The sequence below is a fragment of the Pseudarthrobacter sp. AB1 genome (assembly GCF_014926485.1).
Taxonomy (GTDB): domain Bacteria; phylum Actinomycetota; class Actinomycetes; order Actinomycetales; family Micrococcaceae; genus Arthrobacter.
This window is the reverse complement of sequence record NZ_PZKO01000013.1, coordinates 26,025-39,443: the sequence shown is the minus strand read 5'-3', so window position 1 is coordinate 39,443 and position 13,419 is coordinate 26,025. Positions and strand designations below refer to the sequence as shown.

At 64.5% G+C, this 13,419-nt stretch carries 16 protein-coding genes; 10 read left to right on the top strand and 6 right to left on the bottom strand.

All coding sequences use genetic code 11. The annotated features are described in order from the left end of the window. Positions 1-2 precede the first annotated feature (2 nt). The 7 genes from DAD99_RS03920 to DAD99_RS03890 all read left to right on the top strand — a co-directional run bounded on the left by DAD99_RS03920 (position 3) and on the right by DAD99_RS03890 (position 6,713). Positions 3-1,367, top strand: a complete 1,365-nt coding sequence (locus DAD99_RS03920; RefSeq protein WP_193340433.1) for an MFS transporter — start codon at positions 3-5, stop codon at positions 1,365-1,367. 54 nt (positions 1,368-1,421) lie between these two features. Continuing rightward, positions 1,422-2,033, top strand: a complete 612-nt coding sequence (locus tag DAD99_RS03915) for a heme-binding protein (protein ID WP_193340432.1) — start codon at positions 1,422-1,424, stop codon at positions 2,031-2,033. A 491-nt stretch (positions 2,034-2,524) separates the two neighbouring features. Further along, on the top strand, positions 2,525-2,944 hold the full coding sequence (locus DAD99_RS03910; protein ID WP_193340431.1) for a hypothetical protein: 420 nt from the start codon (positions 2,525-2,527) through the stop codon (positions 2,942-2,944). A 4-nt stretch (positions 2,945-2,948) separates the two neighbouring features. Beyond that, the gene (locus tag DAD99_RS03905) at positions 2,949-4,184 is read left to right on the top strand and encodes a hypothetical protein (protein WP_193340430.1); all 1,236 of its coding nucleotides are present in this window, start codon (positions 2,949-2,951) and stop codon (positions 4,182-4,184) included. Between the two features lie 107 nt (positions 4,185-4,291). Next, the gene (locus DAD99_RS03900) at positions 4,292-4,744 is read left to right on the top strand and encodes an OsmC family protein (RefSeq protein WP_193340429.1); all 453 of its coding nucleotides are present in this window, start codon (positions 4,292-4,294) and stop codon (positions 4,742-4,744) included. Between the two features lie 221 nt (positions 4,745-4,965). Further along, on the top strand, positions 4,966-6,066 hold the full coding sequence (locus DAD99_RS03895) for a class I SAM-dependent methyltransferase (RefSeq protein ID WP_193340529.1): 1,101 nt from the start codon (positions 4,966-4,968) through the stop codon (positions 6,064-6,066). A gap of 326 nt (positions 6,067-6,392) precedes the next feature. Further along, on the top strand, positions 6,393-6,713 hold the full coding sequence (locus DAD99_RS03890) for a GYD domain-containing protein (protein ID WP_193340428.1): 321 nt from the start codon (positions 6,393-6,395) through the stop codon (positions 6,711-6,713). 106 nt (positions 6,714-6,819) lie between these two features. Here the strand turns inward: DAD99_RS03890 and DAD99_RS03885 are convergent, their stop codons facing one another. The 4 genes from DAD99_RS03885 to DAD99_RS03870 form a co-directional block, all read right to left on the bottom strand. After that, positions 6,820-7,077, bottom strand: a complete 258-nt coding sequence (locus DAD99_RS03885; RefSeq protein WP_227007632.1) for a hypothetical protein — start codon at positions 7,075-7,077, stop codon at positions 6,820-6,822. Positions 7,078-7,311: 234 nt separating this feature from the next. Continuing rightward, positions 7,312-7,572, bottom strand: coding sequence for a SulP family inorganic anion transporter (locus DAD99_RS03880; RefSeq protein ID WP_227007631.1), 261 nt, complete (start codon positions 7,570-7,572; stop codon positions 7,312-7,314). Positions 7,573-7,686: 114 nt separating this feature from the next. Beyond that, entirely contained in the window at positions 7,687-8,199 is a 513-nt protein-coding gene (locus tag DAD99_RS03875) for an isoprenylcysteine carboxylmethyltransferase family protein (RefSeq protein ID WP_193340427.1), read from the bottom strand. Between the two features lie 4 nt (positions 8,200-8,203). After that, positions 8,204-9,775, bottom strand: a complete 1,572-nt coding sequence (locus DAD99_RS03870; protein WP_193340528.1) for a serine hydrolase — start codon at positions 9,773-9,775, stop codon at positions 8,204-8,206. Positions 9,776-9,938: 163 nt separating this feature from the next. On the opposite strand from DAD99_RS03870, the gene DAD99_RS03865 reads away from it, so the two are divergent. Together DAD99_RS03865 and DAD99_RS03860 are read left to right on the top strand one after the other, a co-directional pair. Beyond that, a complete protein-coding gene (locus DAD99_RS03865) occupies positions 9,939-10,205 on the top strand; it encodes a hypothetical protein (protein WP_193340527.1) in 267 nt (88 codons plus the stop codon). A 172-nt stretch (positions 10,206-10,377) separates the two neighbouring features. Then, positions 10,378-10,731 carry a type II toxin-antitoxin system HicB family antitoxin gene (locus tag DAD99_RS03860; RefSeq protein ID WP_193340426.1) on the top strand — a complete coding sequence of 118 codons (354 nt, stop codon included), beginning with the start codon at positions 10,378-10,380 and terminating at the stop codon, positions 10,729-10,731. Positions 10,732-10,874: 143 nt separating this feature from the next. Here DAD99_RS03860 and DAD99_RS03855 read toward each other — a convergent pair whose 3' ends face one another. Further along, the gene (locus tag DAD99_RS03855; protein ID WP_193340425.1) at positions 10,875-11,714 is read right to left on the bottom strand and encodes a GIY-YIG nuclease family protein; all 840 of its coding nucleotides are present in this window, start codon (positions 11,712-11,714) and stop codon (positions 10,875-10,877) included. A 181-nt stretch (positions 11,715-11,895) separates the two neighbouring features. Here DAD99_RS03855 and DAD99_RS03850 point away from each other — a divergent pair, with 181 nt between their 5' ends. Next, complete coding sequence (locus DAD99_RS03850) at positions 11,896-12,639, top strand: hypothetical protein (RefSeq protein ID WP_193340424.1); 744 nt, start codon at positions 11,896-11,898, stop codon at positions 12,637-12,639. Between the two features lie 111 nt (positions 12,640-12,750). Here the strand turns inward: DAD99_RS03850 and DAD99_RS03845 are convergent, their stop codons facing one another. Next, complete coding sequence (locus DAD99_RS03845; RefSeq protein ID WP_193340423.1) at positions 12,751-13,224, bottom strand: hypothetical protein; 474 nt, start codon at positions 13,222-13,224, stop codon at positions 12,751-12,753. Positions 13,225-13,419: the final 195 nt, after the last annotated feature.

Genomic DNA, 13,419 nt, shown 5'->3' with positions numbered 1-13,419 from the left:
GCGTGACGAACAAACCCCGTCCTGGCCTCGCGATCGCTGCGCTCAGCCTCGGCACCGCCCTGAATCCGCTGAACTCCTCCATGATCGCCGTCGCTCTGGTGGTCCTGCGGGAGGATTTCGCGCTCGACGTCGCCACCGTCACCTGGGTGATCACCTCCTTCTACCTCGCATCCGCGGCCGGTCAGCCGCTGATGGGACGGCTTGCGGACCGCTTCGGGCCGCGCCGCCTGTTTACGTTCGGGATGGCCCTGGTGGCCGTGACGTGCGCACTGGCTCCGTTCGCGCCCAACTTCGCGCTGGTCTGCGTGGCGCGGGCGCTCATGGCGGTGGGGACGGCGACGGCGCACCCGTCCGCCGTCGTGATGGTCACCGAACTGAGCCGGCTGGCGAAGCTGCCGTCCACCCGCCCGCTGGGCCGGATCCAGATGGCGAACACGTCCGCGGCCGCGGTGGGGCCCGTCGTCGGCGGTTTGCTGGTGAGCCTGCTGGGCTGGCAGGCGCTTTTCGCCGTCAACGTGCCGCTCGCGCTGCTGGCTCTGATTGTGGTGCACCGGGTGGCGCCGGCCGATTCCGGACGCGAGACCGGGAAGCTCTCAGCCCTGATCCGAGACTCCGACATCCCCGGCATCCTGGCCTTCGTGGCCTCGCTGCTGCTCGCGATGATGGCGTTGCTGAACGTGATGCCGGGATACCGTTGGTGGCTCCTGGGTGCCGCGACGGTCATTGCCGGGCTGTTCGCGTGGCGGGAGCTGCGCTTCCGCCCGCCGTTCCTGGACTTGCGGCTGCTGGGCCGGAACCGGCCGCTGCTGCTGGTGTATCTGGTGTTTGTCGTCTTCAGCGGCGTCTACTACTTTGCGTTCTTCGGCCTGCCGCAGCTGCTGCAGGAGGCCGGGCATTACGACGCCGGGCTGGTGGGCCTGCTGATGTTTCCCCTGGCGGCGATGTCCGTGCTGGTCACCCCGGTGACCGTCCGGCTGATTGAGCGGTTCGGTGTGCGTGCGGTGCTGATCGGCGGTGTGCTGATCCTGCTCGTTGCCTCCGGCGGGCTGGGGGCGCTGACGCTGTCCCTGTGGCCGCCCCTGGTGTTTGGGCTGACCGCGTTGATGGGGGTGCCGTACGGGGTGGTGAGCACGGCGTCGAACCAGGGCCTGTTCGTGTCCGCCCGGCCGGAGGAGAGGGGAGTGGCGGCCGGTATTTTCCAGACCTGCCGCTATCTGGGCGCCATCATGGCGACGGTGTTGATCGGGGTGCTGTACGGGCCCGGCGTGAACCAGGCGAACTGGGGGCTGATGGTCCTGGTGATGCTGGGACTGGGCACCGTGGTGCTGGCGTTGGCGGCGGCGTGGAAGCGGACGCCCGGGGTGTAGACGTGGCCCGGTGTCTGGCCGCCCGTGCCGGACGGGCGTAGGGTCTGGAGGACCATGACAGAACAGCAACCCCACGAGCTGGTCAACAGCTACCCGCACTTCGAGTTGCGCCGGTATCCCGCGCACGTTGTCGCCGAGGTGCACGTCAACACCACCTTTGACCGCGCCGGCAATGCTGCCTTCCGGCACTTGTTCAATTACATCAGCGGCAGCAACACGGCCCAACAGAAGCTGGCAATGACGGCCCCGGTCATCCAGGAGAGCGGCCCGTCACAGAAACTGGCGATGACCGCACCGGTGCTGCAGACCGGTCCGATGCCCGGCAGTGAGGCGCAGGCTGATTTTGTGATCGCCTTTGTGCTCCCGGCGGGCTTGACGGCTGAGACAGCTCCGGTTCCGACGAACCCCGACGTTCGGATCCGCACCGTTCCGGGTTCACTTGCCGCAGCTGTTCGCTTCGCGGGCAGCGGCACCGGCGCGGCCTTTGCGCGCCGAAACACGGGGCTGCAGGCCGCGCTGACCCTGGCCGGGCTGACGGCTGTGGGGGCTCCACGGTTTGCGCGCTTTGATCCGCCGTTCAAGCCGTGGTTCCTGAGGCACAACGAGGTTATCCAGGATGTGCAGGAGTCCAACGCTCATGAAACGACCGGCATCGCCCCCGCCTAGGTGCGCAGCGAAGTTCAGGCTGGACAGATGGACTAAGCTTCGCCACGCCGGCATTGTATCCAACGACTTTAGTATTACCCCAGAAGCCATTGACGCACGGCGCTGCGGCGAGGATGATATTGAATTGTAGGCAGTGGCAGCCGGAAAGGTAAGAGGCCCTGCTGGTGACATTCAAAAGGGATTTGTTATGACCCAAAATCAATTTCGGAAATGGCCTGCGCGATCACGCCACTGGCAGGACCGGCGAATAATTCCTTTTTGGATAAGTAATGGGGAGAGTATCGGGCTGGGCGATGCGGTTAAAGACCTGACAAACTTTGCCGGAATCCCGCCGTGCAGCGGCTGTGAACAGCGAGCAGCTTTCCTTAACAGGCTTTTGCGCCTGCCGCGGTTCCGGAAGCGGAACCGGTCCTAGGTATCGTGTTTCCCCGGCAACATGCCGGGATGCCGGCCTGCCCGCAGTGCGGCCGGCAGAGTGTCAGGAGGCGGCCATGCCGCAGCAAGTAGTGGTAACGGAACGTTATTGGTGTCCCGGGGCGTGGCCCTGGGAGTGGTTCGATACCTGCACGCGCAAGGTGACCAAGTGGTGCTACGACTTCAGTTGGGTCGAGGAAACCGGCTACGGGCTGGCCAGCCATCTCAAAGGGTGCGAAAACGGAATTCTTTACAGTTGGTGGGCGTTTTCCTTCAACATCTGGGGCAGTACCCAGTATGGTCCGGGAAGAATGTGTTTTACCAGCAAATTGAGTTCGTCGGGGCGCTGCGCCGCATCGGCCGTTTCGGGGCTGACCGTGACGGCGGAAGCGCCGCGGATTCAATCCAGGGCCCGCCACCAAATCCGCAGGCCGGTGCACCGTCCATTACCGGATGAAAAAGAGCATTCCACGCGTGATGATGAGAGTTCGAAGTAATTCCATGCGCGCCACACTGAATTTGGAAACGGTGCTGCAGAATGTGCATTGCCATGACGAGGGCGATGGGTGGGGAAATGCGGAGCCGTATATCTGGACCGTATTCTTCAAGGTGGATGGGGACAACTTCGCCGTCGAGGCCGGGTCCGGGCTGATCGGCTCGCCCACCATCGTGTCCAGCAACGGAAGCCACGGGAACCTGGGCAACACGGACGTGGACGCCGGGGACGATGTGCCGGTGCCGGACGCCGTCGGCCTCTGGTCCACCAAGCTGAAACCCATCCCTGTCAACGATGCCGGGCTGCGTGCCCTGCTCGGCGCGGACGATGTCCCCGCCATCGCCGGCGTGGTGGTGTCCCTGATGGAGGAGGACGGCTGGCCGGACTCCCTGGCCAACACGGGGTACTCGGCGTTTGTGGATGCCGTCCAGCTGGCTGTGGTCAAGGTGGTCGCGAGTTTCCAACACGCGCTGGCGGCACCTACACCGCAGGAGATCAAGGACCAGATCGAGGTGGTGAAGACGTCCGCCGCCACGTCGGTCAAGGCGGCGGTCAAGAACGCCATGTCCGGTTGGGAGCTGATCTGGTTCGGGACGTTCGGGAACAACGACGACGGGATCGGCACCGAAGCGTTCACCACCACTACCGATGAGCTGGTGGCCGCACCGGTGATCGCGATCAACCGGCGGTGGTCGGGGGATGAATCCGGGGACGGTGACTGGGAGATCAGCGGGGTGTTCCGCGGCTTCCCGCAGCTGGACTGCCACCTCGAGAAGTTGTTCTCGTTCAGCGCCGGCAGCGAGGCCCGGCAGGAGGAGTCCCGTGCCAAAAGCTTCGACGCGATGCGGGTCTTCCGGGACGGTGCGTTCCGTGAGTCTCCGGGCCTGGGGGCGTGGTGGGCGGAATTCGCCGCGGCGAGCCCGGCACTGGCCATGGTCGCGGAGCAGCGCCCGGACGTGCAGGAGGCGCTGAACGGGCTGGTGCACGACGCCGGCACCTGGCTGGGGGACGGGGCGGAACGTATCGGCGGGCAGTCACTGGAACGCCTGAACACCGTCCTGGATGCCCTGGCCGCGGACGCGCCCGGCCACCGGGCCCGCGTGCTCCGGCAGGCCAAGCGCCTGGTGAAGCGGCTGGACGGGGCCAGCTTTGAGGATGCCCTGCAGTACGCCGCCGAGATGAAACCCGTGGGCAGGACACCGCGCAGGGACCAAGCCCAGCAGACCGGGGTGCGTGCCTAGGAGGGCGGCCCGGTCGGTACCGAAACGTTCACCAGCCCACGGGGCAAAGCGGCGTCCGCGGGCCATGTCCATGATGCACCGTTGCCTGCTGGTGGCATCATGGTCCAATGAGCGAAAACAACAATCCCACGCTGCGTTCCGTCGAGCTGACCCGGGCGGCAACGGCCCGTTACGTGGCGCGCAATGCTGCGGGCGCGGAACTTGAATTCGGCCACGGCGAAGGCCTGCTGAGCCCGGTGGAGCTGCTGCTGGCGGCGATCGCCGGATGTTCGGCCATCGACGTGGACACGGTGACGGCACGGAGCGCCGAGCCCGCGTCCTTCCAGGTCTCGGCGACCGGCCACAAGGTGGTTGAGGACGGTGCCAACCGTGTGGACGGCCTGCACCTGTCCTTCAACCTGAGCTTTCCCGATACGGCCGAGGGGCAGAAGGCCGCCGGCATGGTGGAGCGGCTGGTGGACCTCTCGCATCAGAAGTACTGCACGGTGTCACGGACAGTGGAGCACGGAACTGCCGTCACCAACGAGGTCCACGTCGCGGTTGGTGACACCGAAGGCTGACGGGCCGCCGGACGAAATCCGGCACCGGATCCCTGCCCCTGTATCCTGAAATGTAGGTTGAAGGGCCCCAGCGGCCATCGACCAAGCTCAGTTCGTGACCGGATGACGGTCCGGAACCTTGGAACGGACCTCTTATCAGTACCGACACACCAGCTCCCGTGGGAATCCCGACGTCGGCCCTCCAGCCCGCGCGCACGGCTGCGGCGGATGATCCCGCCGTCGTGACCTGGGCCGAAGCGGGTGTGAGCTTGACCGCGCGATGGCGGTCGGCGAACGGCAGGCCGGCGCCGACGCGCGTCGAGGTGGTCACCGACTCCCTCACGGCCGATGAGGCGAACCGGATGGCGTCACAGGGGATCGCGATGCTCTGGCACGGTGACTTCCACAACGCACGTCAGATCCTCAACGCCATGGACCGGCGGGTAGGCGCCGGAAAGAAGATCGCAGGAACTCCGGCCGAGAAGTTCTACCGGCACCGCCAGACCCGCTCGCATCGTGCCCGCATTCTCGGCCTGCTGCTGATTCCCCTTGATCCGGGCCCGGTGGTGCCGCTGCGCCGTGCACCGGATATCCGGGAGGCCGCCGCTGAAGCGTACGGCGATATCGGCGAGTCTTCCGTTGTGTCCCTGCATGAGCTGGTCGGGGCCATTGGCGCCCACGAGTGGCGACGGAACGGCGTCTACGTCGCTGCCCTGCAGGACCGCATCCACCCGCACTACGGCACGTTCTTCCCCACCCGGAGTGAGTACGTGGACCTCGTGGCCGCCGCGCCGCTGCCCTCTGAGGCGCTGGCGTTCGACGTCGGAACCGGCACCGGGGTGCTCGCTGCCGTCCTCGCCCGCCGTGGCGTCCACCGGGTGGTCGCGACGGACAATGAACCGCGTGCCATCGCCTGCGCCGGTGAGAATTTCCGGAACCTCGGTGTCCAGGACCGCGCGGAGGCCGTCCTGACCGACATGTTCCCGCCCGGACGGGCGCCGCTCATCGTGTGCAACCCGCCCTGGATTCCGGCCACGCCGCATTCGTCCCTGGACAGCGCCGTCTACGACCCCGGCAGCAGGATGCTGTTCCGCTTCCTGAACGAACTCCCGGACCACCTGGAGCCGGGCGGTGAGGGCTGGCTCGTCCTTTCCGACCTGGCCGAGCACCTTGGCCTGCGGACGCGTGAGGATCTGCTGGCCGCCATCGAGGCGGCTGGGCTGAAGGTGATGGACCGGCTCGACACCAAGCCCACCCATCCGAAGGCATCGGACCGCGACGATCCTCTGTTCGAGGCGCGCGCCGCCGAGGTCACGTCACTGTGGCGGCTCGTCAGCCGATAGACACAAGCTTCCCCGTAACGTGCGCTCCACAGGTGGAACGCTCCGATGCTGTTCTCTCGCCGATGCCAGGGACGAGGTTCGGGCCCGGAGAGGTATCCCCGTGTATTGACGGCCTGAAGCCCGAGGAATAGCGTCGGCGGTAGCGGGGTCATTCACCCCGTTTCCACGGGATAAGGGGCCGGATCTGGGCCGCTCCTGCACGGCCATGGAGCCAGGTGAGGAGGATTCTGTGCGGACGTCATCCTGTATCAAACGTACCCGGGGTCCGCGGCTGCCTTCCGGATGGCCGCGGAATACCGGGACAGGGATCCAGGGAAGGAAAGACCATGCCGAAGTACCTGTTTGAAGCGACGTACGTGGGCCAGGGAATCAAGGGGCTCATGCAGGAAGGCGGCACCAAGCGGCGCGAGGCTTTGAAGGAGGCCCTCAGCTCCGTAGGGGGAACGCTGGAAAGCTTCTACTACGCCTTTGGCTACTACGACGTCCTCGGCGTTTTTGAGGCGCCGGACGATGCCAGTGCCGCAGCACTGTCGCTGCTCATCAATTCGACGGGGAACGTCAACGTCCGCCTGAAGCCGCTCCTGACGGTGGAGGACCTCGACGAGGCAGCCAAGAAGACCCCGTCCTACCGGGCCCCGGGACGGTAGGGGAGATTGGCGCTTTGGCCAGCGGCCGCCGTCGTAATTTACGACGGCGGCCGCTGGCGGCGAGGCTCGACGGCAACGGCGCCGTCAGCAGTGGCTCAGCGGGGGCCTATGGTTGCACGGAGTCGAAGAACGTGTAACCGGGGTCCGCCTTCCCGGTCTCGGCCTCGCGTGCTTTCATCCTGATGAAATCTACATCCTGCTGGCTGAGGTGGGTTTCGCCGTGGGGTTCCTCGTTGAGGGGCTGGTCCGTGGCCGCACTGATCTCTGCGGACAAGGTCCGCGGAAGGATCGCGCAGCCGGGGTTATCCATCAGCCACTGCGTAACTGTGGAGGGCAGCCGGTGCCACTCGTCTTGGACGCGCATGTCGGACATGGTGTGCCTTTCGGGGTTCTGTGGTTTACGGGAGGGCCGATACGGGGACCGGGCTGATGGGAGGACGTGGAAGGGCCGTGCCCGGAGGAGTTGCAGGAGAGGGGCTCATTGCCGGGGAACCGCATGTCCCGTCACGGCGTCCCGACGCACTTGCGAGTCTACGCCCAATGGGGCATGCCGGGGCCTGAAAACCTCAGGCAATCCGAGTGCCCTGGACCTGCTTACTCAGGCGGCGCCCCGCTGGCCTCCAGCCGTGACCTTGCCTTGTTTGGCCACGGCCGGGCGGCAACGTACGGCCCATCCGAACGTCGCGTAGAGGCCGGTCACCGGGGGAAGGCCGGAGGCTTGGGCGTACGCCATGCCCGCGGGGACCAGGATCGCGAAGAGCGCAGCGCCCGCCACCAGGCCGTGGCGCAGCCTTTCGGACCTGTAACCGCGCAGGGCTGGCGGGACCCACCAGGCCCGCGTCTTTCCGAAGCGGCGCATCTTCAGATCATGGCCCACCAATGCCCCTGCCCGCCATCCGTAGTTGGGCGCCGTCCGGAGGCGTACGACGGCGGCGCTTGAGTTCCAGCCGAAGGAACCTACGTGCGGGGGAGCCTAACCGCGCGGCAGCCCAACGTAGCGTGGAACCCGCTCCGCGTAATCAGGGTAGGACTGCGGAAACAGGTCCGCGAGCGCGGCTTCTTCCTCGAGGACAAACCGGTGCTCCACCAGCAGCTGGGCGGGCAGCAGCGCGAGGACCCAGGCTGAACCGGCCAGCGTTCCCGCGCCGATTTGGATGAGCCACCAGCCCACATACATCGGGTGGCGGGTTATGGCATACGGGCCTGTGGTCACCAGCTCCTCCGGCCGCTCCAGCTCGAAGGGGCCCGCCGAACGCCGCCGGCGTTCAGCCAGGGCCCAGGCATTCAGGCCGGCGCCGGCGAACATAAGTCCCGCCCCCGCCAGCCTGTGGACGGAACGGGGGCCGGGAAGCGGCAGGGGACGGAGCCTGGCAAGGAGGATATTGAGGGCCATCGCTGCCACGACGGGAGCCGGCAGCGGAAGGTTGTCGTAGGCCGCCTTCACCCGTCCCGCCAGGGTGCGCACGGAACTGGGTTCAGCTGCCATGGTTTCAGGGTACGCCGCGTGAAGCGTGGCGCAATGCCTCGATGACCAACAAGACGGTCCGCGGAACGGGCCAGAGGATGGCCAGCCCCAGCACCGGCACCAGCGTGACGCCGACGTCCGGGAACTGGCGGATGATGACCAGCAGGCCGGTGTCGAACCGGGCGGGTGCGTAGATGAGGTACAGCCAGAGGGCAAGGGCATCAAGGGCGAGGGCGACGGCGGTCCACGCCGGGAGAGCCCACCGGCCAAGCCGCGCGAACCGCCGTCGGAACAGGACCGAAAGCGAGAGCCACAGGCTCAGCAGCTCCGCCAGCAGCAGGGCCAGCGAGACTGCCCAGCTGGACTGCTGCAGCCAGTCCTCGATAACCACGGCGGGGATGGGGGAGTGCCCGTGGAGGATCCGCAGGATGTTGGTGTCGATGGCCTTGAGCCGGGACGGGGCGGCAGTGTCGTTGCCATTGATGACCAGGGCCACGCCCAGGCCGGACGCAGGAACCACGGCCAGGTACGTGTGGCTATTGCCCCATTCCCCCTGGTGCTCCAGCAGCAGCGGCAACTCCCCAGCGGCGGGCGCCGGGGCCGCAGGATCAACGGATTCCACGAGCGGCCGCGTGAACCAGCCCATGCCGTAGCCCTTCGCCTCGTCCACGGACGTCCGTGGCTCGAACATCTCCGCCACGCTTCCCGGCTGCAGGATCCGGACGTCCCCATACCGGCCGCCGTTGAGCAGTGCTGTCAGCAGGCGGCCCAGGTCCTCGGCCGATGCGTACAGGGTGCTGGAGGGCATCCCCGCGGCGGGCGCCGGAACGTCGGTCTCAACCCAGAACGAGCTGAACCAGCGGTAATAGCCCTCGGCCGCGTTGTCCTCCCGGGCGGCTGCCGCCGTCGTATGGCTGTGCACCATGCCCAGGGGCCCGAGGACGTGCTGCTTCAGGTACTCCCCGAAGGGCTGGTTGGCGACGGTCTGCACCAGGAGGCCCAGGATGTTGTAATTGGCGCTGGCGTAGTGGAATCGCTGCCCCGGTTCGCCGGCCAGCGGGGAGCCGGCCAGCGCACGGACCGCTTCTTCGAGGGCTTCCGGCTCCTGGGCAAGGGACCCTTCGAAGGCCGTGTCCCTGGAGGACATGCCGCTGGTCTGGTGGAGCAGGTGCCGGACCGTGATGTCCGGTGACCGGGGATCGTCCAGCGTGAACCAGGGCAGGTAGGCCCGCACCGGCTCGTCCAGCCGCAGCCGCCCGGCCTCCACCTGCTGCATCACCGCGATGGCCGTCAGGGACTTGCTGGTAGAGGCCAGCAGCACCGGCGTCTGCGGAGTCATCGGCCGCCCGGATGGTGCCGCATCGCCGAAGGCGCCGGAGTGCACCTGCCTGCCGTCACGCACGACGGCGATGGCTGCACCGGGAATCCCGAGGGTTTCGAGCTGGTCCCGCAGGAAGGAGTCCACCGCAGCATAGGCCTGTTCAGGATTGTCTGGTTCCGTGGCGGTCCCTGCGGCGGCAGCCGAGGGAGTGGAACTTCCGAGGGCCACCAGGAAACACAAGAGCAGGCAGTGCGATGACCAGGACATTGTCCGCATGGCTACACCTGCTTCGGCTGACAGTCCCTTCACGGTAGGACCTGTCCCGGCGGAAGACAATGCCGCTCGACGAGTGGTTGCGGGCCCATCCACTTGTGGCTGGCATCTGCCCGGCGCAATCTGCGTCAGACTGGAACTTGGTCCCTCAATGAAAGCCGATCCATTGATTACCCTCCAGCAGGACGCCCAAGGCTTTGTCCGGATGAACCGGCGCTACCCCAACAGCGTCCGCATCAGGACCACGTTCAGCGACGGCAGCACCGGTGAATTCTCCGGCCGGGCCCTTAACAAGGTTTACGATGCGGCTCCGGCGGAATTCCGCGCGAAGAACGGCCTGGATGCGCGCGGATACTCCAGGACGCCAGCGGGTCGAACGAACTCCGGCAACAAGATCGATTTCGTTCCGGTCCATCCTGGGATGGGGGAGTAAGGCTAGGAGGAAGGACCATCGTTCCGTTTTGTCGGCCGGTAGCCACAACGCAATTTTCAAAATGCCCTGGGTGGGAGATCCCAGGATTAACTTGCAGAACAAGAATGGCAAGGCCAAGCCATACCAGGTGAAGCAAGCCATCGCCGCCATTGATCGGAGCAAGGAGAAGTAGATGTCCATTCGAAAAGCAGCTGCTGCGCCGTCTGCGGTGGCGCAGTACCGGTACTCGGTCCAGTGGTCGCCGGAGGATCAAGAGTTTGTTGCCACTGTTCTCGAATTCCCTTCCCTCTCCTGGCTAGACGAGGACCAGTTCGAGGCGCTCCGCGGCATTGAACGCCTGGTGACCGACGTCATCGATGAACTTACACAGTCGGGTGAGCCCGTGCCCGAGCCGATCGCGACGCAAAAGTTCAGTGGCCGCCTCAACCTCCGGGTCCCTCCCGAACTCCACCGCAGACTGGCGATTGAAGCGGCCAATCACGGAATGCCTCTTAACAAGTACGCGACAGAGCGGCTGACAGCCTAAAGTCCCGCCCGTTCTCGTCCCCTTCCTTTTAGGCCTGTGGACTAGGCATAAATGGTCGGTGCTGGTGGCGGGACGAACAGTCCGCGTCGGTGGCCGCAGAAGTGAATCTGTCGCCGTTGCTGCCATAAATTACGCGCTGGCGCCTAGTTCCGGTTGTGGCCGGTCTGGCGGGACAACAGTGCCCTCTTGAAGTGGGCTTCGGCAGCGTCCACCTGCGCACTGGTGGCGCTGGGCGCAAAGACCCGCAGGATGCTGAACTGGAAGTAGCGTGCGTGGCTGGCGTCGGCCCCGGCCAGTTCGCGGAGGGCGACGTTGCCGCCGTGACCGTTTCTGGCATATTCGCTCCAGCGTCCGAAGAAGCGTTCGGCACCATCGGCTTTGCCTACGTAGAGTTTGCCGGTTTTCGTGTCGGAGATGAGGTAGATGCCCTGGACGGAACTGAGAGCTGTCTGCCACTGACGGTAGCGGTCATCAGCGACCACTGCTTGCAGTTCGTCGAAGCTGATGAGAAGTGAGTCGAAGCCGGGAAATGGCTCTGTCTGCGGGTCGGCGAGCTCGACCACGGGCATCAGACTCGCGGTCTTGCCTGTCTTCGCCCAATTGACCGTATCCGCAGTCCACTCAATAACGAGGCGGTCCGCCATGGCAGAGAAAACCCAGGAAGGCCGAAGGTCAAAGAATCGGCAAATGTCCGTTCGCTCGCTGTGGACTTCACCATGATTCTCGAAGGCAGTAATGAACCGTGCCCGCCGACCGGAGGTGGCCAGGAAGTTTAGCCAGATTGGCGGTGGCGTTCTTCCGACTTTGTTGTTGTGCCCCTGTTCCTGCGTGTACGGCAGTAGGTTTGGCCCCATGGCATCAGCCCTGGTTTCGAGTCCGTCAGGGTTCAGTGTGTGCCGGATGACCAGTACGTCACTCTGTTCCAGCCCGGTGGCCTGGAACAGGTGGCCAAGTCGCAGTTCGCCCGCGGGATTGTTCTCCATGAACAGCCTTTACATGATCGTTCCCCGAGAATACGGGCACGGTCACAAGCTTATGTACACGTTCGGTGATTGATTGCCTTGACGCCCGGCACAACTGATTTGGCGTGTTCCACACTTGGAGGGTCTTACTTGAGCTATCGTCGCGGCAGTATATTCGCGGCGCCTAGTCAACGGAGTTCAATTGGAAATTTCAAGCACGGCCTCCAGCTCCATCGTCGGGAAGCTGCTCGAGGAAATTTCATGGGAGAAGGCGCGGGACTACAGAAAGGGCGGCCAAGGCCGAGAGAACGTTTTGACCGCCGAAGTGCTGGTGGGCTTGGACTTTTTGCCCAGGACGGAGTTCCTCGGAGGCGTCCTGCGATCTGCACACGGCGCCAGCGAAACCAGATCAGTGGTTGCAGCCGAAGCCGAGGAGCTGCGAATGCATTTTCTTCCGGGCGATCTCCGGCTGGGATCTGGCAATTACAAAGGGCAGCTCTTCGTTCAGCCGGACGCAGTCTTTGAGACGCCGAGCACGTACACACTGGTCGAGGCCAAACGAATACGGTATGGCAGTTTTCAGCCTGAGCAACTCGCTCGTGAATATGTAGCGCTCATGTCCAACACGGGCGCCTCGAAACCTGTTCTTTTACTTCTCGGTGTAACGCCACCGCTTCGAGTCAAAGGCTACGGACTTCTAGAGATCCACGAAGCTGTTGGCCACTTCCTTGGGCCGGTTCTCGAACGCACAGGCGACGAAGCCCTCCCGCCAGAGTCCGAACTGCTGAAACGGATCCCTGAAATCTTCTGTTGGATCTCGTGGGAGGAATTGAATGAGTGCATTGCCCAAGCGGCAGGGGAACATTCGGCCCTTCACCCCTCGGGTGCAGCCTCGGTTCGCCGCATTGCCGCTTTCGTGCGCAACGCAATAGTTTGGCACGGCTGAAGCGTACGACAACTATCTGATCGCGCCCGCCGCTTGCTGGGACGATGACCCCGACGGCCTCGCCGTTGGCATAAGGCCCAAAGTTGCTTTTGGTGAACAAGCTAGGGGTAATCACCCGGTGCCGTCGATGCGGTTGGCATACGGTCGCTGCCCATCGTGCTTCGTCTTGAAAAGTTCGATTAACAGGCTTTCGGTTTCGACGGGATCACGTTCCCCTGTGACGAGCCAACAAATTTTGAGTTCTTGGGCGTCTGCCAACTGCCATATGGCACGGCCGCCACTGTGGCCGCTGTTCTTGCCATTGCCGAAACGACGGTACTTATTCAGGCGCTCATAAATTCCAAGCTTGCACTGCGCTCTGCCTATGTAAAGGATTTCACTGTCCAGTACCCAGGCTTTCCGCAGGAGGTCTAGTGGGTAATGGCTTCCTTTCCGGCCAGACCCCGGTGTGAGGAATTGCGGCTCAAGGGTGCCTTCGCGCACTACAGCGTATACACCATGCTCTGTGGGAACTGGTTCGCTTGGTATTTCGCTGAACCGAATAAAGCCCTTAAAGTCCTGATCCTTCAGCGATTCGATCATCATGTGTCTAGAGTGGAGGACCGTTCTCTAAGTGGCAATCGGCTCGAGCATCAGGGACGCACACCGGGTGGTTTGATTGAAACCGAAGCACACGGGCAGTCGAGAGGCTCAAGAGCGAGCACTATGAGGGGTTACCTGTTTTCGAACGGCCAACCATTGTCAGCCGCTAGCTTCGCTAGGTAGCTTCGTCGGATGCTC

Coding starts and splice junctions, on each gene's coding strand:
- DAD99_RS03915 (WP_193340432.1), top strand. CDS start 1,422: ATGACAGAACAGCAACCCCACGAGCTGGTCAACAGCTACCCGCACTTC.
- DAD99_RS03910 (WP_193340431.1), top strand. CDS start 2,525: ATGCCGCAGCAAGTAGTGGTAACGGAACGTTATTGGTGTCCCGGGGCG.
- DAD99_RS03905 (WP_193340430.1), top strand. CDS start 2,949: ATGCGCGCCACACTGAATTTGGAAACGGTGCTGCAGAATGTGCATTGC.
- DAD99_RS03900 (WP_193340429.1), top strand. CDS start 4,292: ATGAGCGAAAACAACAATCCCACGCTGCGTTCCGTCGAGCTGACCCGG.
- DAD99_RS03890 (WP_193340428.1), top strand. CDS start 6,393: ATGCCGAAGTACCTGTTTGAAGCGACGTACGTGGGCCAGGGAATCAAG.
- DAD99_RS03885 (WP_227007632.1), bottom strand. CDS start 7,077: ATGCGCGTCCAAGACGAGTGGCACCGGCTGCCCTCCACAGTTACGCAG.
- DAD99_RS03880 (WP_227007631.1), bottom strand. CDS start 7,572: ATGCGCCGCTTCGGAAAGACGCGGGCCTGGTGGGTCCCGCCAGCCCTG.
- DAD99_RS03875 (WP_193340427.1), bottom strand. CDS start 8,199: ATGGCAGCTGAACCCAGTTCCGTGCGCACCCTGGCGGGACGGGTGAAG.
- DAD99_RS03870 (WP_193340528.1), bottom strand. CDS start 9,775: ATGCGGACAATGTCCTGGTCATCGCACTGCCTGCTCTTGTGTTTCCTG.
- DAD99_RS03860 (WP_193340426.1), top strand. CDS start 10,378: ATGTCCATTCGAAAAGCAGCTGCTGCGCCGTCTGCGGTGGCGCAGTAC.
- DAD99_RS03855 (WP_193340425.1), bottom strand. CDS start 11,714: ATGGAGAACAATCCCGCGGGCGAACTGCGACTTGGCCACCTGTTCCAG.
- DAD99_RS03845 (WP_193340423.1), bottom strand. CDS start 13,224: ATGATGATCGAATCGCTGAAGGATCAGGACTTTAAGGGCTTTATTCGG.